Source organism: Allobosea sp. GW823-FHT01F03 (assembly GCF_058798075.1).
This window is the reverse complement of the sequence record NZ_CM179505.1, coordinates 1303609-1322558: the sequence shown is the minus strand read 5'-3', so window position 1 is coordinate 1322558 and position 18950 is coordinate 1303609. Positions and strand designations below refer to the sequence as shown.

At 68.3% G+C, this 18950-nt stretch carries 16 protein-coding genes; 10 read left to right on the top strand and 6 right to left on the bottom strand.

The genetic code is table 11. The features are described from left to right. The 3 genes from AC3RCC_RS06125 (at position 1) to AC3RCC_RS06115 (ending at position 3845) form a co-directional block, all read left to right on the top strand. Positions 1–1281 (top strand): TRAP transporter large permease, encoded by a 1281-nt coding sequence (locus tag AC3RCC_RS06125; protein ID WP_492257918.1) that lies wholly within the window; start codon positions 1–3, stop codon positions 1279–1281. Next, positions 1278–2747 (top strand): mannitol dehydrogenase family protein, encoded by a 1470-nt coding sequence (locus tag AC3RCC_RS06120; RefSeq protein ID WP_492257917.1) that lies wholly within the window; start codon positions 1278–1280, stop codon positions 2745–2747. Before AC3RCC_RS06125 ends, AC3RCC_RS06120 begins: the two co-directional genes overlap by 4 nt. Positions 2748–2948: 201 nt before the next feature. Beyond that, entirely contained in the window at positions 2949–3845 is an 897-nt protein-coding gene (locus tag AC3RCC_RS06115) for a transporter substrate-binding domain-containing protein (RefSeq protein WP_291642063.1), read from the top strand. Here AC3RCC_RS06115 and AC3RCC_RS06110 read toward each other — a convergent pair whose 3' ends face one another. After that, positions 3846–5015 (bottom strand): amidohydrolase, encoded by a 1170-nt coding sequence (locus AC3RCC_RS06110; RefSeq protein ID WP_492257916.1) that lies wholly within the window; start codon positions 5013–5015, stop codon positions 3846–3848. Between the two features lie 164 nt (positions 5016–5179). Here AC3RCC_RS06110 and AC3RCC_RS06105 point away from each other — a divergent pair, with 164 nt between their 5' ends. Then, positions 5180–6892, top strand: coding sequence for a lysine--tRNA ligase (locus AC3RCC_RS06105; protein WP_492257915.1), 1713 nt, complete (start codon positions 5180–5182; stop codon positions 6890–6892). 174 nt (positions 6893–7066) lie between these two features. Beyond that, positions 7067–7747 carry a nitroreductase gene (locus AC3RCC_RS06100; protein ID WP_492257914.1) on the top strand — a complete coding sequence of 227 codons (681 nt, stop codon included), beginning with the start codon at positions 7067–7069 and terminating at the stop codon, positions 7745–7747. A gap of 20 nt (positions 7748–7767) precedes the next feature. On the opposite strand, the gene AC3RCC_RS06095 is transcribed toward AC3RCC_RS06100, so the two are convergent. After that, the gene (locus tag AC3RCC_RS06095; RefSeq protein ID WP_492257913.1) at positions 7768–8289 is read right to left on the bottom strand and encodes a cysteine dioxygenase; all 522 of its coding nucleotides are present in this window, start codon (positions 8287–8289) and stop codon (positions 7768–7770) included. A 182-nt stretch (positions 8290–8471) separates the two neighbouring features. Here AC3RCC_RS06095 and AC3RCC_RS06090 point away from each other — a divergent pair, with 182 nt between their 5' ends. Then, complete coding sequence (locus AC3RCC_RS06090; protein WP_066477611.1) at positions 8472–8951, top strand: Lrp/AsnC family transcriptional regulator; 480 nt, start codon at positions 8472–8474, stop codon at positions 8949–8951. A gap of 7 nt (positions 8952–8958) precedes the next feature. Here the strand turns inward: AC3RCC_RS06090 and AC3RCC_RS06085 are convergent, their stop codons facing one another. The 4 genes from AC3RCC_RS06085 to AC3RCC_RS06070 form a co-directional block, all read right to left on the bottom strand. Then, positions 8959–10107, bottom strand: a complete 1149-nt coding sequence (locus AC3RCC_RS06085) for an acyl-CoA dehydrogenase family protein (protein ID WP_492257912.1) — start codon at positions 10105–10107, stop codon at positions 8959–8961. Between the two features lie 151 nt (positions 10108–10258). Beyond that, on the bottom strand, positions 10259–11455 hold the full coding sequence (locus AC3RCC_RS06080; RefSeq protein ID WP_492257911.1) for an acyl-CoA dehydrogenase family protein: 1197 nt from the start codon (positions 11453–11455) through the stop codon (positions 10259–10261). Between the two features lie 107 nt (positions 11456–11562). Beyond that, the gene (locus tag AC3RCC_RS06075; RefSeq protein ID WP_492257910.1) at positions 11563–12747 is read right to left on the bottom strand and encodes an acetyl-CoA C-acyltransferase; all 1185 of its coding nucleotides are present in this window, start codon (positions 12745–12747) and stop codon (positions 11563–11565) included. Between the two features lie 65 nt (positions 12748–12812). Continuing rightward, complete coding sequence (locus AC3RCC_RS06070) at positions 12813–14888, bottom strand: 3-hydroxyacyl-CoA dehydrogenase NAD-binding domain-containing protein (RefSeq protein WP_492257909.1); 2076 nt, start codon at positions 14886–14888, stop codon at positions 12813–12815. Positions 14889–15125: 237 nt separating this feature from the next. Between AC3RCC_RS06070 and AC3RCC_RS06065 the strand changes: the two genes are divergently transcribed. The 4 genes from AC3RCC_RS06065 (at position 15126) to AC3RCC_RS06050 (ending at position 18932) form a co-directional block, all read left to right on the top strand. Next, on the top strand, positions 15126–16076 hold the full coding sequence (locus AC3RCC_RS06065) for an NAD(P)H-dependent flavin oxidoreductase (protein WP_492257908.1): 951 nt from the start codon (positions 15126–15128) through the stop codon (positions 16074–16076). Positions 16077–16142: 66 nt separating this feature from the next. After that, complete coding sequence (locus tag AC3RCC_RS06060; protein WP_492257907.1) at positions 16143–16895, top strand: enoyl-CoA hydratase-related protein; 753 nt, start codon at positions 16143–16145, stop codon at positions 16893–16895. Between the two features lie 4 nt (positions 16896–16899). Next, positions 16900–17730, top strand: a complete 831-nt coding sequence (locus AC3RCC_RS06055) for an IclR family transcriptional regulator (RefSeq protein WP_492257906.1) — start codon at positions 16900–16902, stop codon at positions 17728–17730. Then, positions 17727–18932, top strand: coding sequence for a CaiB/BaiF CoA transferase family protein (locus tag AC3RCC_RS06050; protein ID WP_492257905.1), 1206 nt, complete (start codon positions 17727–17729; stop codon positions 18930–18932). The genes AC3RCC_RS06055 and AC3RCC_RS06050 overlap by 4 nt, the downstream gene beginning before the upstream one ends. The last annotated feature ends 18 nt before the right edge of the window (positions 18933–18950 follow it).

The window sequence follows — 18950 nt, the reverse complement described above, 5'->3', positions numbered from 1 at the left end:
ATGGAACTCTGGGTTCTGTTCGGCTCCTTCTCGCTGCTGCTGCTGATCGGCGTGCCCGTCGCCTTCTGCCTCGGCATCGCCTCGGTCGCGACCGTCGTCTATATGGGCCTGCCGCCGGTCGTCGTCTTCCAGCAGATGAATTCCGGCATGAACGCCTTCGCCATGATGGCGATCCCGTTCTTCATCTATGCCGGCGATCTGATGATCCGCGGCGGCATCGCCGAGCGCCTGATCCAGATGGCGGCGAGCCTGGTCGGCCACCTGCGCGGCGGCCTCGGCCAGGTCAATGTCGTGACCTGCACGCTCTTCGGCGGCATTTCCGGCTCGGCCGTCGCCGACGCCTCGGCGGTCGGCGGGCTGATGATCCCGCAGATGAAGAAGCGCGGCTACGATGCCGACTACGCCGTCAACGTCACCGCCAACGCGGCGATCATCGCGCTCCTGATCCCGCCTTCGCACAACATGATCATCTATTCGCTGGCGGCGGGTGGCAATCTCTCGATCGCCGACCTCTTCACCGCCGGCATCGTGCCCGGCCTGATGCTCTGCAGCGCGCTGATGGTCGCGGCCTGGGCTGTGGCGGTGAGGCGCGGCTATCCGCGCGAGGCCTTTCCGGGCTTCGCCGCTGTCGGCCGCTATGTCGTCGTCGCCACGCCCGGCATCCTCCTGATCGGCATCATCTTCGGCGGCGTCCGCTCCGGCGTCTTCACCGCGACGGAATCCTCCTGCGTCGCGGTGGTCTACGCCATCCTCGTCACCATCCTGGTTTATCGGCAACTGACCTGGACCGCCTTCGTCGAAGCAACGCTCGGCGCCGTCCGCACCACGGCAATGGTGCTCCTGGTCATCGGCGCCGCCGGCTCCTTCGGCTGGCTGATGGCCTTCCTGCAGGTGCCACAGGCGACGATCGCGGCGATGAAGGCGGTCTCGGACAACCCGCTCACCATCCTGCTGATGATCAACATCATCCTGCTGGTGCTCGGCACCTTCATGGACATGGCGCCGATGATCATCATCTGCACGCCGATCTTCCTGCCGGTGGTCAAGGCCTTCGGCGTCGACCCGATCCATTTCGGCGTGATCCTGATTCTCAACGCCGGCATCGGCTTGAACACTCCGCCAGTCGGCTCGGTGCAATTCGTCGCCTGCGCCATCGGGCGCATCTCGATCGGCGAATCCATGCGCACGATCTGGCCCTTCTACGGCGCCTCGGTTGCCGTACTCCTGCTCGTGACCTATGTGCCGGGCTTCTCCCTCTGGCTGCCGAGGCTGTTCCATTGACCCGCCTGTCTTCCGCCACGCTCGCCGCCCTGCCTGCCACCGTCCGGCGGCCCGGCTATGATCGCGCTGCGCTCACGCCCGGCATCGTCCATCTCGGGCTCGGCGCCTTCGCCCGTGCCCATCTCTGCGAATTCACCGACGATGCGCTGGAGACCGAATTCGGCGCCTGGGGCATCACCGGCGCCAGCCTGCAAAGGCCCGACCAGCGCGACCGGCTGAAACCCCAGGACGGGCTCTACACCTTCCTGAAGCGGGCCCCTGCCGGGCCTGAGCTGCGCGTCATCGGCTCGGTCCTCGACGTCCTGGTCGCGCCCGAGAGCCCGCAGACGCTGGTGGCGAAGCTCGCCGCGCCGGAGACCAGAATCGTCTCGCTCACCGTTACCGAGAAGGGCTATTGCCACGATCCGGCAACCGGCAGGCTCAGGGCCGACCATCCTGACATCGTCCACGACCTCGCCGATCCCGGCGCGCCGCGCTCGGCCATCGGCCTGATCGTCGCCGGCCTCGCCGCCCGCAAGGCCGCCGGCCTTGGCCCGTTCACCGCGCTCTGCTGCGACAATCTCCCCTCCAACGGCCATGTCCTGGCCGGCCTCGTCCGCGATTTCGCCGCGCTGCGCGACGACAAGCTCGCGGCCTGGATCGAGGCCAATGGCGCCTTTCCCTCGACCATGGTCGACCGGATCGTGCCGGCGACCACCGAGGCCGATATCGCCGAGGTGGCGCGCCTCCTCGGTCAGGATGATGCCGCCCCGGTGATCGGCGAGCCCTTCCGGCAATGGGCGATCGAGGACCGCTTCGTCGCCGGAAGGCCGCGCTGGGACGCGGTCGGTGCCCAGATGGTTTCCGAGGTCGCGCCCTTCGAGTTCATGAAGCTGCGCATGCTCAATGGCGCCCATTCGAGCCTCGCCTATCTCGGCTATCTCGCCGGCCATGAGACGGTCGCCGATGCCAGCGGCGATCCGGTCTTCGCGCGCTTCCTGCAAGGCCTCTGGGACGAGATCATCCCGACCGTGCCGGCCCCGCAGGGCGTCGACCTCAAGACATATGCCGGCGACCTGCTCGCCCGCTTCCAGAATCCGGCGATCCGTCACCGCACCTGGCAGATCGCCATGGACGGCTCGCAGAAGCTGCCGCAGCGCCTGCTCGGCACCATCCGCGAGCGCTTGAAGGCCGGTGCGCCGATCGATCACCTCGCGCTCGGCGTCGCCGCCTGGATGGCCTATGTCGCCGGCACCGACGAGAAGGGCGCCGCGATCGACGTGCGCGACCCGCTCGCCGCCGAGTTCGCGACGCGCGCCAAGGCGGCCGGCCGCAATACCGCGGCACTGAGCGAAGCCCTGTTCGGCCTCGGCGCGATCTTCGGCGACGACCTGCCGCGCGAGGATCGCTTCACGCAGGCCGTGGCGGGGCATCTCGGCAACCTGTTCCAGAAGGGCGCGAAGGCGACGGCGGCGACGTTGGGGTGAGGGTAGGACACTGCCGAACCAAGCGCTGGGAACCCTCTCCTGTAAGGAGAGGGCAGGGTGAGATGTTGGCGGCAAGACCAGTTGCATGAGCGCAGCCCGCGGCCGCGTAGCTGCGAGTGTTTCCTCTCCCGAACACCTCACCCCTACCCCTCTCCTTCCAGGAGAGGGGATCCCGCGCCATTATGACGAGCCTCTGCCCCCTTGATCCCCGCCCCGGCCTGGCGCCAGATGCGGGCGATGATCGCCCGCATCACCAAAACCTTCGCCGGCAGCGCCCTTGCCGCCCTGCTGCTCCTGCCCGCGGGCGGGGCGATAGCCCAGGCGCAGCCGGCACCAAATTATGTCGTGCCGAATTTCTGGGATCCGAATGTCCGGCTCGAGCGGCCCGATCCCGGCCCGCCGCGGGTCATCCGCTTCCTGACGGACGACGACTTCCCACCGATGCATTTCGCGACGCCGGAGGGCGGCGTCACCGGCTTCTCGGTCGAGCTCGCCCGCGCCGTCTGCGAGAAGCTGGCCATGAGCTGCACGATCCAGGCGCGGCGCTTCGACACCCTGCTCGACTCGCTCGCCGAGGGCCGCGGCGACGTGCTCGCCGCGGCGATCCCGATCACCCGCGAGCTGCGCGAGCGCTTTGCGGCGAGCCATCTCTATCATCGCTCGCCGGCCCGTTTCGTCACGACGCGCGGCAATGCGCGCGCGGATCTCGATCTCGCCGCTCTGCAGGGCAAGCGCGTCGCCGTGATCGCAGGCACGGCCCACCAGGCCTTCCTCGAGCGCGTCGCTCCCTTCGTCCAGCGCCGCGAGGTTTCCGACATGCTGGCGGCATTGACCCTGCTGCGCAGCGGCGACGCGGAATATGTCTTCGGCGACGGCTTCGCCCTGGCGCTGGCCCTCGCCGGCCGCGGCGGCAACGAACTCGCCTTCGCCGGCGGCCCCTATCTGGAGTCGCGCTATTTCGGCGAAGGCGTCAGCTTCCTCCTGCGCAAGGACGAGCTGCCGTTGAAGCGCGCCATCGACTATGCGCTGCAATCGCTCTGGGACGACGGCACCTATGCCCGCCTGTTCATCCGCTTCTTCCCGGTGAGCCCCTACTGATCAGCCCGGCGAGGTGTTGCTCAGCGCGCCCTCAAGTGCCTGGCGGGCCACCGCCGCCATCCAGCCCGCCGTCGCCGGCAGGATCGCGTCGTTGAAATCATAGCGCTCATTGTGCAGTTCGCCGCCATCCCGCGCCGGACCGTTGCCGATCCAGACATAGGCGCCCGGCCGATCCCGCGTCAGCATCGGAAAATCCTCCGAGGCCGTGCTCGGCGGCAGGTCGCGCCTGACCGCGAGGCCGAGGCTCCTGGCGGCCGAAACCGCGAGCTCCTCCTCGATCTCGCTGTTGACGGTCGGCGCCCCCATCGCGGTGAGCAGCACCTGCGCCCGCATCTCGAAGGTCTCGGCGATGCCCTCGCTGATCTGCCTGATCCGGTCCATCACGCGCTCGCGCACCGACAGCCGATAGGTGCGGAACGTCCCCGAGAGCGTGACGCTGTCCGGAATCTGGTTAGGCGCCGTGCCGCCATGGATCGCCCCGACCGAGACGACGGCACTGTCGATCGGCTCGACATTGCGGGAGACGATGGTCTGCAAGGCGACGATCAGATGGCCGGCGGCGACGATCGGGTCGCGGGTCAGGTCGGGCTTGGCGCCATGCCCGGCCGTGCCGTGCAAGGTGATCTCGAACCGTCCGGGATCGGCCATCACCGGCCCGCGATGAACCTGCACCGTGCCGGCTTCCAGCCCCGGCCAGTTATGGAACCCGAAGACACGCTCCATCGGGAAGCGCTCCAACAGCCCGTCGGCGATCATCGCCCTCGCGCCGGCGCCGTTCTCCTCGGAGGGTTGGAAGATCAGCTGGACCGTGCCGCTCCAGCTCTCGTCGCGCAGCAGCAATGCTGCCGCACCGAGCAGCGACACGGTGTGGCCGTCATGGCCGCAGGCATGCATCACCCCGCTACGCTGCGACGCATAGGGGACTGCGTTCGCCTCCTTGATCGGCAAGGCGTCGATATCGGCGCGCAGGCCGACGCTGCGATCCGAGTTGCCGCGCTTCAGCGTCGCGACCACGCCATGACCGCCGATATTGGCGGTGAAGGGCACGCCGAGTTCCCGAAGCTTCTCCTGGATGAAGGCGCTGGTCTTCTCCTCCTGCATCGACAATTCCGGATTGGCGTGCAGATGCTGGCGCCAGGCGGTGAGTTCGTCGTGCAGATCGCGGTCCAACGCAGCATCCTTTCAGGCATGGGCGGCCACAGCCTATACCCCTGCCCAGCTCCGGCAAGGCGTCCTTGCGGGGGCTGGCGAGGCGCGACAGCGCATTGACGCCGCCCACGCATATCTGCGAAACCGCCCGCTCCCCTGCCGCATTTGCGAGGATCCCAGGCCAAATGTCCGTTTTCGAACCCGCGCTGATCGAAGCCGCCCGCGTCTCGGCCGCCTGGCCGTTCGAGGAAGCGAAGAAGCTCGTCGCGCGGCTGCAGAAATCGGGCAAGAAGGAGGTTCTGTTCGAGACCGGCTACGGCCCGTCGGGCCTGCCGCATATCGGCACCTTCGGCGAGGTCGCGCGCACCTCCATGGTCCGCCACGCCTTTCGCGTGCTGACCGACGACGCCATCCCGACAAGGCTGATCGCCTTCTCGGACGATATGGACGGCCTGCGCAAGGTTCCCGACAACGTCCCGAACAAGGAGCTGCTGGCGCAGCATCTCGGCAAGCCGCTGACCGAGGTGCCCGATCCCTTCGGCACGCATGACTCCTTCGGCCGGCACAATAATGCCCGGCTCTGCGCCTTCCTCGACCAGTTCGGCTTCGACTACGAGTTCAAGTCCTCGACCGACGCCTATCGCGCCGGCGAGTTCGACGCGACCCTGTTGAAGATGCTCGCCCGCTTCGACAAGATCATGGCGATCATGCTGGCGACGCTGCGCGAGGAGCGCGCCGCGACCTATTCGCCCTTCCTGCCGATCCACCCGAAGACCCGGATCGTCATGCAGGTGCCCATCGAGGCGCGCGACGTCGAAGCCGGCACCATCACCTGGAGCGACCCCGCGACCGGCGAGCGCTTCACTACCCCGGTCACCGGCGGCCATGCCAAGCTGCAATGGAAGCCGGACTGGGCGATGCGCTGGGTCGCGCTCGGCGTCGACTACGAGATGGCCGGCAAGGACCTGATCGACTCCGTCAAGGTCTCCTCGCAGATCGCCCGCGCCCTCGACGGCACGCCGCCGGAAGGCTTCAACTACGAGCTCTTTCTGGACGAGCAGGGCCAGAAGATCTCGAAGTCGAAGGGCAACGGCCTGACCATCGAGGAATGGCTCGCTTACGGCTCGCCGGAAAGCCTGGCGCTGTTCATGTATGCGCGGCCGCGCGAGGCCAAGAAGCTGCATTTCGACGTGATCCCACGGGCGGTCGACGAATATCTGCAGTTCCTCGGCGGTTATGAGCGCCAGGACTGGAAGAACCGGCTCGGCAACCCGGCCTGGCACATCCATGCCGGCAATCCGCCCGCGCCCGAGCTGGTGGCGCAGGCCGGAACCGGCGAGAACGCGACCCGCACGCAGATCACCTTCGGCCTGTTGCTCAACCTCGTCGCCGTCGCCAACTCCGAGGACAAGGCGGTGCTCTGGGCCTTCCTGCAGCGCTATGCGCCGGATGTCTCGGCGCAGACCCATCCGCGCCTCGATGCGCTCGTCGGCTACGCCATCGCCTATTTCCGCGACTTCGTTAAGCCGGCGAAGCACTACCGTCTGCCTGACGATGTCGAGCGCCAGGCCTTTTCGGCACTGGCCGACGCGCTCGCAGCCCTGCCGGACGGGGCTTCCGCCGAGACCGTGCAGGACACCGCCCTGGACATCGCCCGCGCCATCCCGCGCTACCAGAACTTCCAGGCCAAGAGCGCGACGCCCGAGCGCCCCGCCGTCACCGGCGAATGGTGGAAGGCGATCTATCAGGTGCTGTTCGGCGAGGAGCAGGGCCCGCGCTTCGGCTCCTTCGCGGCGATCTACGGGCTCGAGAACACCCGCAAGCTGATCGCCAAGGCGCTGGCCGGCGATCTCCTGCACGAGCACGAAGACTTCGTCGCAGCCCGCAAAGCGGGCTGAGGTTACCGGAAGGTTGCTCCTCGCAACGCCTCATCCTGAGCAGCCGCGTCAGCGGCGTCTCGAAGGATGCTCCTGTGTGATGAGGAGCCAACTGGAGCATCCTTCGAGACGGCCTTGCAGGCCTCCTCAGGATCAGGACCGCGCCTCAAAGATGCGCTGTGGATGGAGCCACTGATGACCGACGCTGCGACCGTCGAGCACGCCATCGAGAGCCGCCGCGCCATCCGCGCCTTCCTGCCCGATCCGGTCGATCCGACGCTGGTCCGTCGCCTGCTCGAGCTTGCGGCCTGCTCGCCGAGCGGCACCAATATGCAGCCCTGGCGTGTGCGCGTACTCGGCTCGCAATCGCGCGCCCGGCTGGAACAGGGGCTGATCGCGGCGCTGGATTCCCCCGATCTGCCGATCGAGGAAGAATACCGCTATTACCCGCAGACTTTCCGCGAGCCCTATCTCACGCGCCGCCGCAAGGTCGGCTGGGACCTCTACTCGCTGCTCGGCGTGGTCCGCGGCGACCATGAAGGCATGAAGCGCCAGACAAAGGCCAATCTGCGCTTCTTCGGCGCGCCTGTGGCGCTGATGGTGACGATCGACCGTGACCTGGAGATCGGCTCCTGGCTCGATCTCGGCATGTTCGTGCAGACCTTCCTGATCGCGGCCCAGGCCCACGGCCTCGATTCCTGCCCGCAGGCGATCTTCGCGCGCTTCCACCCGGTGGTGCGGCGCGAGCTCGCGATCCCCGAGAGCGAGGTCGTGGTCTGCGGCATCGCGCTGGGCAAGGCCGACCCCGAGGCCCCGGCCAACCGGCTGGTGCCGGAGCGCGAACCGGTCGAAGGCTTTACGAGCTGGCTGGACTGAACCGCCGCGCCGGCGCCTCTTCAGCCCGCGACGGCGGTGTACTCGGTTTCGATCGAAGAGGCATGGGCCTCGTGATCGAAGCCATAGATGTGGATCGAGATCGCCTCGCCCGGCCCGCGATTCTGCATGCGGTGGATGTTCGGGCCGGTCGGCAGCATGCAGGCGACATAGCCGGCCTGCCGGTCATGTTCCTCGGTCGGCACCGCACGGGCCGCGTCGACGGCGCGATACCAGGTTTCCGACACCGTGCCGGAGACGACGCCGAAGCAGCAGGAACAGTGATGATCATGGATCGAGGTCGTCGCGCCCTCGGCCCAGACCATCGCCCAGACGCTAACGGCATCGTTGCCGGCGAGGAGATTGCGGGCATAGCCGCCTTGCTTGCGCAGCAGCGGCAGGCGCTGGACCAGATCGGGAATGGCGACGAGCTCGCGCAGGACATTGCGCGCCGCCGCCAGATAGTCGCGCGAACAGGTGCCCTCTTGGGTCCGCAGATCGCGTAGCACCGCCCCGCGCCGCTCCTCGCTGAGGTACCCCTGCATGCCCTGATCTCCCCGTCTCGAACACCGGGTGATGATAGGTCGGGCTTGCGGGGAAGGATTTGCTACCTGACGCCAAAATCCATGAAAATTAAAAACTGATGCCAATAATCAAATTGCAACGAGCATCAGATTCTCACACAGGTAATTTCAGACACTTTTCATTCCAGCCTCGGAGAATCCCCTTGGCCAAGCTCGACAGCTTCGATCTGCGCATCCTTGCGCTGCTGCAGGCGGATGCGAGCCTGCCGCTGGCCGACATCGCCGAAGCCGTGGGGCTTTCCTCGACGCCCTGCTGGCGGCGCATCCAGAAGCTCGAAGCCGCCGGCTATATCAGGCGCCGGGTCGCGCTGCTCGACCGCGACAAGCTCAGCGCCGGCGTCACCGTCTTCATCGCGGTCAAGACCTCCCGCCATTCGATGGAATGGCTGGAGCGCTTCCACACGGCGGTGCATGACCTGCCGGAAATCGTCGATTTCTACCGGATGAGCGGCGAGATCGACTATCTGCTCAAGGCCTATGTCTCCGACATCGCCGCCTATGACGCGCTCTACAAGAAGCTGATCTCGCGCATCGACCTCAGCGACGTCACCTCGATGTTCGCGATGGAGGAGCTGAAATCGACCAGCGCGATCCCGCTCGGCTTTGCTGCCGAGGGGCGCTGAGACCGGCTCAGGCCACCAGCCCGTCAGCCGCCGCGACCCGGCGCAGATGGTGCGGCGTGTCGCCGAACAGGCTCTCGATCATGGTCAGGCGCTTGAAGTAGTGGGCGCCGATATACTCCATGGTCATGCCGATACCGCCATGAAGCTGCACCGCCTCCTGCCCGACGAGGCGGCAGGAGCGGTTGATCTGGACCTTGGCCGCCGACAGCGCCGCGGCGCGCTCTTGCGCCTCGGGATGCTCGACCATCATCGCGGCATAGAAGGCCATGGACCGCGCCTGTTCGAGCGCGATCAGCATGTCGACGGCCCGGTGCTGCAGAACCTGGAAATTGCCGATCGGCATGCCGAACTGCGTGCGGGTCTTGAGATAGTCGACGGTCAGGGCGTGCAGCGCCGCCATCGCGCCGACCGCCTCCGCGGCAAGCGCCGCGATCGCATGTTCGGAGAGGCGCTGCAGCACGGGCAGCCCCTTGCCCTCCTCCCCCAGCAGATCCGCATCGGCGACCCGCACCCCGGCAAAGCCGATCTCGGCCGCCCGCCCGCCATCCTGCGTCGGATAGCCCGTGATCCGCAGGCCCGGCGCATCGGCCGGCACCAGGAAGAGACTGATCCCTTCGGCATCACGGCGCACACCGGAGGTGCGAGCGCTGACCACCAGGAGCCCGGCACTGTCGCCACTGAGCACGACGCTCTTGGCGCCATCCAGCACATAGCCGCCCTCGACCTTGCGTGCCGTCATGGCGATGTCGTTGAGATCGTAGCGCGCCTGTTTCTCGGTCTGGGCGAGCGCGAGCCGCAGCGAACCGTCGACCACGGCAGGGATCAGCCGCTGCTGCTGCTCGGCCGAACCGGCGAGCCGCAGGGCGCCACCGCCGAGCACCACGCTCGCAAGGTAAGGCTCCAGCGCCAGCCCCTTGCCGAGCGCCTCCATCACCACCAGCGTCTCGACCGGCCCGCCGCCGAAACCGCCCTCGGCCTCGCTGAACGGAATCCCCAGAAGGCCCATCTCGGCGAATTGCGCCCAGCCCCGCTCGGAGAAGCCGAGCGGCTCGCGGGCGAGCTTCTGGCGCGTCTCCAGCGAAGGGTAACTCGCCGCGATCAGCCGCTCGACGCCGTCCTTGAGCTGCGCCTGTTCGGGAGAGAGGTCGAAATCCATGGCGGTTTCCTGTCAACGGCCGGAATCACCAGCCCTCATTCTGAGGAGCCGCGTGGCGGCGTCTCGAAGGATGCCTCCAGAGAACACTGGAACATCCTTCGAGACGCGGGCTAAGCCCGCTCCTCAGGATGAGGGCTGAGGCATGGTGGCTTCACAAGCCCAGCACCGCCTTGGCGATGATGTTCTTCTGGATCTCGTTCGAGCCGCCATAGATCGAGACCTTGCGGTTGTTGAAATAGCTCGCGGCGGCCGCATCGGCCCAGTCATGGTCGAAGGGCCAGTCATTGGTCGGCTCGGCGCCGCGTTCCGGCGCCGCCAGCGCGAAGGGGCCGGCGACTTCGAGCAGGAGTTCCGTCGTCGCCTGCTGCAGTTGCGAGCCCTTGATCTTGAGGATCGAGGAGGCCGGGTCCGGCCTGCCGGGATCGCGCGCCTGGGCCGCGACGACCCGCATCTGGGTGATCTCCAGCGCCTTCAGTTCGATCTCGACGTCGGCGAAGCGCTCGCGGAAGTCGCGATCATCCCACATCATGCCCTCACCCGCCGGCATCTCCTGCGCGAGACGCTTGATCCTTGCCATGCGCTCCTTGGAGAGGCCGATACGGGCAATGCCCGTGCGCTCATTGGCGAGCAGGAACTTGGCATAGTCCCAGCCCTTGTTCTCCTCGCCGACGAGGTTCTCGGCGGGCACCCTGACCTTGTCGAAGAAGACCTCGTTGACCTCGTGCCGGCCTTCCAGCGTGATGATCGGCCGCAAGCTGATGCCCGGCGTCTTCATGTCGATCAGCAGGAAGGAGATGCCGGCCTGCTTCTTCGCCGCCGGGTCGGTTCTGACCAGGCAGAAGATCCAGTCGGCATGCTGGCCGAGCGTCGTCCAGGTCTTCTGCCCGTCGACGATGTAATGGTCGCCTTCGCGCACCGCTCTGGTCTTGAGCGAGGCGAGATCGGAGCCGGCGCCGGGCTCGGAAAAGCCCTGGCACCACCAGTCGTCGAGATTGGCGATGCGGGCGAGGTGGCGCTCCTTCTGCGCCTGCGAGCCGAAGGCGGCGATCACCGGCCCGACCATGTAGCAGTTGAACTGCTGCGGCAGCGGCACGGCGGCGAGCAGCATCTCCTCGGTGAAGATGTAGCGCTGGATCGCCGTCCAGCCCTGCCCGCCCCATTCCCTCGGCCAGTGCGGCACCGCCCAGCCCTTGGTGTTCATGATCCGCTGCGAGGTGACATAGTCCTCCCGCGCCAGCCCCCGCCCTTCCGAAACCTTGCGCCGGATCTCGGCCGGGATCTCATGTCGGAAGAACTGGCGCACCTCGTCGCGGAAGGCCAGTTCCTCGGGGGTGAAGCGCAGGTCCATGGGTACCTCCCGTCATTCTCGGGCGAAGCAAAGCGCGGATCCGAGAATCTCCTGACGCAAATGCTGATTTCCGAGGTGGCCGGGTCAGGTCCGACCATGACGCTCGCTTACGAATTGATCTCGAACAGCCCGGCGCAGCCCATGCCGCCGGCGACGCACATGGTGACGACCGCATAGCGCGCCTTGCGCCGGCGGCCTTCCAGCAGCGCATGGCCGACAAGGCGCGCCCCACTCATACCGAAGGGGTGGCCGATCGCGATCGCCCCGCCATTGACGTTGACCTTCTCAGGATCGATGCCGAGCTGGTCGCGGCAATAGAGCGACTGCGAGGCGAAGGCCTCGTTCAGCTCCCAGAGATCGATGTCGGAGACCTTGAGACCGTTGCGTTCGAGCAGACGCGGCACCGCGAAGACCGGGCCGATGCCCATCTCGTCAGGCTCGCAGCCGGCAGCGGCGAAGCCCCGGAAGATGCCGAGCGGTTCCAGCCCGCGACGCTTCGCTTCCTGCGCCGACATCACCACACTGGCCGAGGCGCCATCCGAGAGCTGGCTGGCATTGCCGGCGGTGATGAACTGGTCCTCGCCGCGCACCGGCTTCAGCTTGGCGAGCGCTTCCAGCGTCGTGTCCGGCCGGTTGCCCTCGTCCTTGGCCAGCGTCACCTCCTCCTGGCGGACCTCGCCGGTCGCCTTGTCGGTCACCGCCATCACCGCGCTCATCGGCACGATCTCGTCGTCGAAGAGCCTGCGCTGCTGCGCCGCGGCGGTGCGGCGCTGGCTTTCCAGCGAAAAGGCGTCCTGCGCCTCGCGCGAAATGCCGTAACGCTGCGCGACATTATCGGCCGTCTCGATCATCGTCGTGTAGATCGAGGGCTTGTTGGCGATGAGCCAGTCGTTCATGGCGAGATCGCGCCGCGTCACCGGCTGCACCAGCGAGATCGACTCGACGCCGCCGCCGACCGCGACCGGCACGCCGTCCATCACGACGCGCCGCGCCGCATGGGCAATCGCCTCCAGCCCGGAGGCGCAGAAGCGGCTGACCGTGACGCCGGCCGACTGCACCGGGATCCCGGCGACCAGCGCGGCATGGCGCGCGACGTTCAGGCCCGTTGCGGCCTCCGGATAGCCGCAGCCCATCACGACCTCCTCGACCGCCTCCGGCTCGAGTTTTGCCCGCGCCATGGCGTGACGGATCGCATGGGCAGCCATGTCGGCGCCCCGCACCTGGTTGAAGGCGCCGCGATGGGCCTTGCCGATCGGCGTGCGGGCGGTCGAGACGATGACGGCTTCGGTCATGGAGCTGGGGTGTCCTCTATCGGTGATCTGATCTGACTCTGCCGAACGGCCGGCTGCTCTGCCTCCTAGGCCGCCTTCAGCGCCGCAAAGCCCTTGCCCTCGGCGGCGAGCCGGCGCAGCAGCGGCGCCGGCTGGAGCGAAGCATCGCCGCTTTCGGCTGCCTGCTCCTCCAGCCGCCGGACGATCACGTCGAGGCCGACGGCCTCGGCCCAGTGCATCGGCCCGCCACGCCATCCCGGCCAGTTGTAGCCGGTGAGCCAGACGATATCGATGTCGCCGGAGCGCGTCGCGATGCCTTCTTCCAGAATGCGTGCGCCCTCGTTGACCATCGGGTCGAGCAGGCGCGCCAGGATGTCCTCCCTGGTGAAGCTGCGGCGGGCGACGCCCTCCTTCGCCGAGACATCGGCGATCAGCGCCTCGACCTCCGGGTCGCGCTGCCCGGCGCGGGCGCCTTCCGGATAGAGGTAATAGCCGCGACCGGTCTTCTGGCCGAACCAGCCGCGCTCGCAGATCGCATCCGCCACGGCCGCCGTCTTGCCGCGCGATTTCCGGCTGCGCCAGCCGATATCGTTGCCGGCGAGGTCGGACATCGCGAACGGCCCCATCTTGAAGCCGAACCCGGTCAGCGCCGCATCGACCTCGTGCGGCAGGGCGCCGGCGACGAGCAGCCGCTCGGCGGCGCGGGTGCGCTGCTCCAGCATGCGGTTGCCGACGAAGCCGAAGCAGTTGCCGACCACGACCGGCACCTTGCCGAGCCGGCGCCCGAGCGCGATCGCGGTCGCCACGACATCGGCGGCGACGCCTTCCGGCCGCACGATCTCGAGCAGCTTCATCACATTGGCCGGGCTGAAGAAGTGCATGCCGAGCACATCGGCCGGGCGCGTCGTCGCCGCGGCGATCTCGGTCAGGTCGAGATAGGAGGTGTTGCTGGCGAGGACCGCACCCGGCTTCGCGACCTTGTCGAGCGCACCGAAGATCTCGCGCTTGACGCTCATCTCCTCGAAGGCCGCCTCGATCACGATGTCCGCTTCCGCGGCGGCGGCGATCCCGACCGCCGGCGTGATCAATGCCATGCGCTGCTCGCGCGTGGCCTCGGTCATCGAGCCGCGCTTCACCGAGAAGCCATAGGTGTCGCGGATGCGGGCATGGCCCTTCTCCACCTGCTCCTGCGAGGTCTCGATCAGCGTCACCGGGATACCGGCATTGGCGAAGCACATGGCGATGCCGCCGCCCATGGTGCCGGCGCCGATCACCGCGGCGCGCGCGATCGGGCGCGGCTTGACGCTGTCGTCGATGCCCGGGACCTTCGCCGCCTCGCGCTCGGCGAAGAAGGCATGGCGCAGCGCCTTGGAGCGCTCGTCGACGACGAGTCTGGCGAACAGAGCCCGTTCATTGGCGAGGCCCTCGGCCAGCGGCAAGGTGACGGCGCCGCGCACCGCCTCGATCAGCGCCATCGTGTTCGGCATGTCGCCCGATTTCACGGTCGCGTCCTTGGCCAGCGCCTCGAAAGCCTCGCGATCGGCCTGCGTCAGCTTTTCGGCGATCTCACCGGTCTTGCGCGGCCTGCCCTTCGCGGCGAGCTCCTGCGCCAAGCCTACGGCCGCCGCGACGAGATCTCCCTCGACCACCCGGTCGACGAGGCCGAGATCGAGCGCCTTCTGCGCCGCGATCGGCTCGCCCGACAGCATCATCGGAAAGGCCTTGGCGGCACCGATCAGGCGCGGCAGGCGCTGCGTGCCGCCGGCGCCGGGAATGATGCCGAGCTTGATCTCGGGCAGGCCGAGCTTCGCGACCGTCAGCGCGACCCGGCCATGGCAGGCGAGCACGACCTCGAGCCCGCCGCCAAGAGCGACGCCCTGGATCGCCGCAACCACCGGCTTTCGCGCATCCTCGATCAGGGCGATCACCTCGGGCAGGATCGGCTGGGCCAAGGGCTTGCCGAATTCGCTGATATCGGCGCCGGCGATGAAGGCCTTGCCCGCAGCGGCGATGACCAGCGCCTCGACCTCTGGGTCGGCCATGACCTCGGTCACCGCCGCGGCGAGATCGCGGCGCAGGGCCGCGCCGAGCGCATTGACCGGCGGATTGTCGATGGTCGCCACCGCGACGGAACCTTGGCGGGCGATCCGGACGGTCTGCATCGGCTGGCTCCTCGGTCTCGGCCTCAATTCCGCAAAGCGGAATATTCTTGCACAAACGGCCCAGCTAGGGAGCGGCAGCGCACGGCATTGTCAAGCGCCGATCATCGAGCCAGGTCGCAGGGCCATGGCACATTCTGCATCGCAGAATTATTGCCGGCAACGCTTGACCGCCCGCGACCGCTCGAACATCGTCGGCCCCAGTCGACCCACTGCAACGCCTGCCCAAGAGCCGCCCGCATGTCCCTCCCGCCTGGCCTCGCGCAATCGCTCTCGCTTCCGGTGATCGGCTCGCCGATGTTCATCGTCTCCGGCCCGGAGCTGGTGATCGCGCAATGCCTCAATGGCGTGGTCGGCTCGTTCCCGGCACTGAACGCCCGCCCGGCCGACCAGCTCGACATCTGGCTGACGCGCATCAAGGCCGAGCTCGCCGCCGCCAAGGCGGCCGACCCCGCCCGCAAGATCGCGCCCTTCGCCGTCAACCAAATCGTCCACGCCTCGAACGACCGGCTCCAGCACGACATGGAAGCCTGCGTCCGCCATCAGGTGCCGATCGTCATCACCTCGCTGCGAGCGCCCGATGCCGTGGTCAAGGCGGTACATTCCTATGGTGGCCTCGTCTTCCATGACGTGACCACGATCCGCCATGCGGAAAAAGCGCTGGAGGCCGGCGTCGACGGGCTGATCCTGGTCTGCGCCGGCGCCGGCGGTCATGCCGGTACGCTTTCGCCCTTCGCGCTCGTCGGCGAGGTCCGGCGCTTCTATGACGGGCCGATCATCCTGTCGGGCGCGATCGCCAGCGGCGACGCCATCCTGGCGGCGCAGGCGACGGGGGCGGACCTCGCCTATATCGGCACCCGCTTCATCGCGACCCGGGAGGCGAACGCCGCCGAGGGCTACAAGGAGATGATCGTCGGCGCCTCGGCCGCCGACATCGTCTACACCCCCTATTTCACCGGCGTGCCCGGAAACTACCTCAAGCCGAGCATCGCGGCTCAGGGGCTGGACCCCGACGACCTGCCCCATGCCGACAAGAGCAAGATGAGCTTCGGCTCCGGCTCGGCCAAAGCCTGGCGCGATATCTGGGGCTCCGGCCAGGGCGTCGGCCTGATCGACGACGCCCCGCCCGTGGCCGAGGTGATCGCCCGCCTGAAGAACGAATACGAGCAGGCGAGAGCCCGCCTGCTCTGAGCGAAACCGCGATGCGCTGCAGGCTCTCCGCCGCCCCTGCCCCTTTCTGACGAAGAGAACCAGACGATGACCGAGACGGTGCTGAACGAAGATGTTGCCGAGGGCGTCCGGCAGATCACCATGAACCGGCCGGACCGGCGCAATGCGCTCGACCGGGCGACCTATCAGGGCCTGATCGACGCACTCGCCGCCGCCGATGCCGATGCGGGCGTGCGCGCCATCGTCCTGACCGGCGCCGGCGGCTGCTTCACCAGCGGCAACGACATCAAGGATTTCGCCGCCGCGGCCGCCACCGGCGTCGGGGCGCGCATCGCCATCGACTTCCTCGGCGCGATCTCGACCACGAAGAAGCCGATCGTCGCCGCTGTCGAGGGCTTCGCCGTCGGCATCGGCACGACCATGCTGCTGCATTGCGACCTCGCCTTCGCCGGCAAGGGCGCCAGCTTCCGCCTGCCCTTCGTCGCGCTCGGCCTCTGCCCGGAGGGCGGCTCGAGCTATTTGCTGCCGCTGATCGCCGGCTCCAAGCGCGCCGCCGAACTCCTGATGCTCGGCGAGGTCTTCAGCCCGGAGGTGGCGCAGGAGGCCGGTCTCCTCAACGCCATCACCGAAGCCGGCGAGGCGCTCCCCTTGGCGGTCGAGAAGGCGAAGGCGCTCGCCGCCCTGCCGCCGCAATCCGTCGCGCTGACCAAGATGCTGCTGAAGCGCGGCAGCGCCGCCGCGACCGCCGAGACCATCGCCACCGAAGCCCGCCATTTCGGCGAGCGCCTGATGTCGGCGGAAGCGCAGGCCGCCTTCGCCGCCTTCCTGATGAAGCGCTGAGGCGATGCCCGCCGCCGCTCCTCAGCTGCGTGCGAGGCCCGGGCGGCCGGCCCGCGCGACCGCGAGCGAGGCGGGCGAGGACCGGCATTTCATCACGGCGCTGGCGCGTGGGCTCGAACTGCTTTCCTGCTTCCGGCGCGGCGAGGAGGCGCTCGCCAATTCCGAGATCGCCCGGCGCTGCGGCCTCGCGCGCTCGACGGTCTCGCGCCTGACCCATACGCTGACGCGGCTCGGCTATCTCCAGGCCATGCCGGAAAGCGGCAGCTACCGGCTCGGCACCGCGACGATCGCGCTCGGCGCCACGGCGCTCGCCGGGCTCGACGTGCGTCGCATCGCCCGGCCCGGCATGCGCGAGCTCGCCGCCTTCTCCAACGCCTCGGTCGGCCTCGGCGTCCGCGACCGGCTCGGCATGCGCTATGTCGAATGCTGCCGCGGCGAGGCGGCGATCGCGCTCAACATCGATGTCGGCTCGCGGCTCTCGCTCTGCCGCAGCGCCATGGGCCGGGCCTATCTCGCCATCTGCGACGAGGCCGAGCGCGAGGCCATCCTCGAAGATGTGCGCTCGGTCGACGAGACCGCCTGGCCGCGCCTGCGCGAAGGCGTCGAGCGGGCGTTGGCCGAATACCGCGAGACCGGCTGCGTGCGCTCCTTCGGCGAGTGGCAGCCGACGGTGAGTTCGATCGCGGTCGGCTTCCGCCCCGGCGGCGGCCTGCCGCCGATGTCGATCAACTGCGGCGCGCCGACCGTCATCCTCGACGAAGGCTTCCTGCTCGATGAGGTGCGCCCGCGCCTGATCGCCTTCGCCGCCAGCCTGGAAGGCGTGATGGGCTCATGAGCGAACTCGACCTGCCGCTCGCCGGCATCCGCGTGCTCGATCTCTCGCGCATCCTGGCCGGCCCCTGGTGCGGCCAGGTGCTCGGCGATCTCGGCGCCGAGGTGATCAAGATCGAGCATCCGCTGCGCGGCGACGACACCCGCGACTGGGGCATCCGCGTCGGCGGCCGCAACACCTGCTATTTCAACAGCGTCAACCGCAACAAGCGCTCGGTCGGCGTCGATCTCGCCCAGCCCGAGGGCCTCGCCATCGTCCGGGCGCTGGCGGCGAAGGCGGACGTCGTGATCCAGAACTTCAAGACCGGCGGCGCCGACAGGCTCGGCCTCGGCTATGCCGCGCTCAGCGCCGAGAATCCCGGGCTGATCTACTGCTCGATCGCCGGCTACGGCTCGGATGGGCCGGAGGCGACCCGGCCGGGCTATGACCTCGTGATCCAGGGCGAGGCCGGGCTGATGGCGCTGAATGGCGAGCCGACCCAGCCGCCGCTGAAATTCGGCGTCGCCGCCGTCGATCTCTTCACCGGGCAATATGCGGCGCAGGCCGTGCTCGCCGCGCTCGTCCAGCGCGGCCGCACCGGCAAGGGCCACCATGTCGAGCTCGCTTTGTTCGATTCCGGCATGACGATCGGCGCCTATTACGCGCTGGAGGCGCTGGCGCTCGGCCAGGATCCGCCGCGCTATGGCAATGCCCATCCCTCGATCGTGCCCTATGGCGTGTTCGAGGCGGCCGATGGCGCCCTCGTCGTCACCGTCGGCAACAATGCCCAGTTCGAACGCTTCTGCCGTCAGGTGATCGAGCGGCCCGATCTGCTCGAGGATGAGCGCTTCCGCACCAATCTGCAGCGCACCGTGCATCGCGCCGCGCTGATCACGGTGATCGAGGCCGAATTGCGCGCCCGCCCCCGCGCCGAACTGCTTGCGCGGATGAGTGCGCACGCCATTCCCTGCGGCGAGGTGCTCGGCCTGCACGAGGCCTTGCGTTCGGCCCGCGCGCAGCAGGCCGGGATGGTGGTCGAGAGCCAGCGGCCGGACGGCAGCACCGGCACCGTGCTCGCGCCGCCCTACCGTCTCGACGGCGCGCGCGCCCCGGTGGGACGTCTGCCGCCCGATCTCGGCCAGGACACGCGGGAGGTGCTCACCGCCGAGCTCGGGCTCGACGCGGAACGCCTCGCGCTCTTGCAGGGAGCGGGCGTGATCGCCTGATCGCACGGCCGGCCAGCG

Excerpts from the sequence above, each read along its gene's own strand:
- AC3RCC_RS06125 (WP_492257918.1), top strand. The coding sequence starts at position 1 with ATGGAACTCTGGGTTCTGTTCGGCTCCTTCTCGCTGCTGCTGCTGATC.
- AC3RCC_RS06105 (WP_492257915.1), top strand. The coding sequence starts at position 5,180 with ATGTCCGTTTTCGAACCCGCGCTGATCGAAGCCGCCCGCGTCTCGGCC.
- AC3RCC_RS06100 (WP_492257914.1), top strand. The coding sequence starts at position 7,067 with ATGACCGACGCTGCGACCGTCGAGCACGCCATCGAGAGCCGCCGCGCC.
- AC3RCC_RS06095 (WP_492257913.1), bottom strand. The coding sequence starts at position 8,289 with ATGCAGGGGTACCTCAGCGAGGAGCGGCGCGGGGCGGTGCTACGCGAT.
- AC3RCC_RS06085 (WP_492257912.1), bottom strand. The coding sequence starts at position 10,107 with ATGGATTTCGACCTCTCTCCCGAACAGGCGCAGCTCAAGGACGGCGTC.
- AC3RCC_RS06080 (WP_492257911.1), bottom strand. The coding sequence starts at position 11,455 with ATGGACCTGCGCTTCACCCCCGAGGAACTGGCCTTCCGCGACGAGGTG.
- AC3RCC_RS06075 (WP_492257910.1), bottom strand. The coding sequence starts at position 12,747 with ATGACCGAAGCCGTCATCGTCTCGACCGCCCGCACGCCGATCGGCAAG.
- AC3RCC_RS06070 (WP_492257909.1), bottom strand. The coding sequence starts at position 14,888 with ATGCAGACCGTCCGGATCGCCCGCCAAGGTTCCGTCGCGGTGGCGACC.
- AC3RCC_RS06065 (WP_492257908.1), top strand. The coding sequence starts at position 15,126 with ATGTCCCTCCCGCCTGGCCTCGCGCAATCGCTCTCGCTTCCGGTGATC.
- AC3RCC_RS06060 (WP_492257907.1), top strand. The coding sequence starts at position 16,143 with ATGACCGAGACGGTGCTGAACGAAGATGTTGCCGAGGGCGTCCGGCAG.
- AC3RCC_RS06055 (WP_492257906.1), top strand. The coding sequence starts at position 16,900 with ATGCCCGCCGCCGCTCCTCAGCTGCGTGCGAGGCCCGGGCGGCCGGCC.
- AC3RCC_RS06050 (WP_492257905.1), top strand. The coding sequence starts at position 17,727 with ATGAGCGAACTCGACCTGCCGCTCGCCGGCATCCGCGTGCTCGATCTC.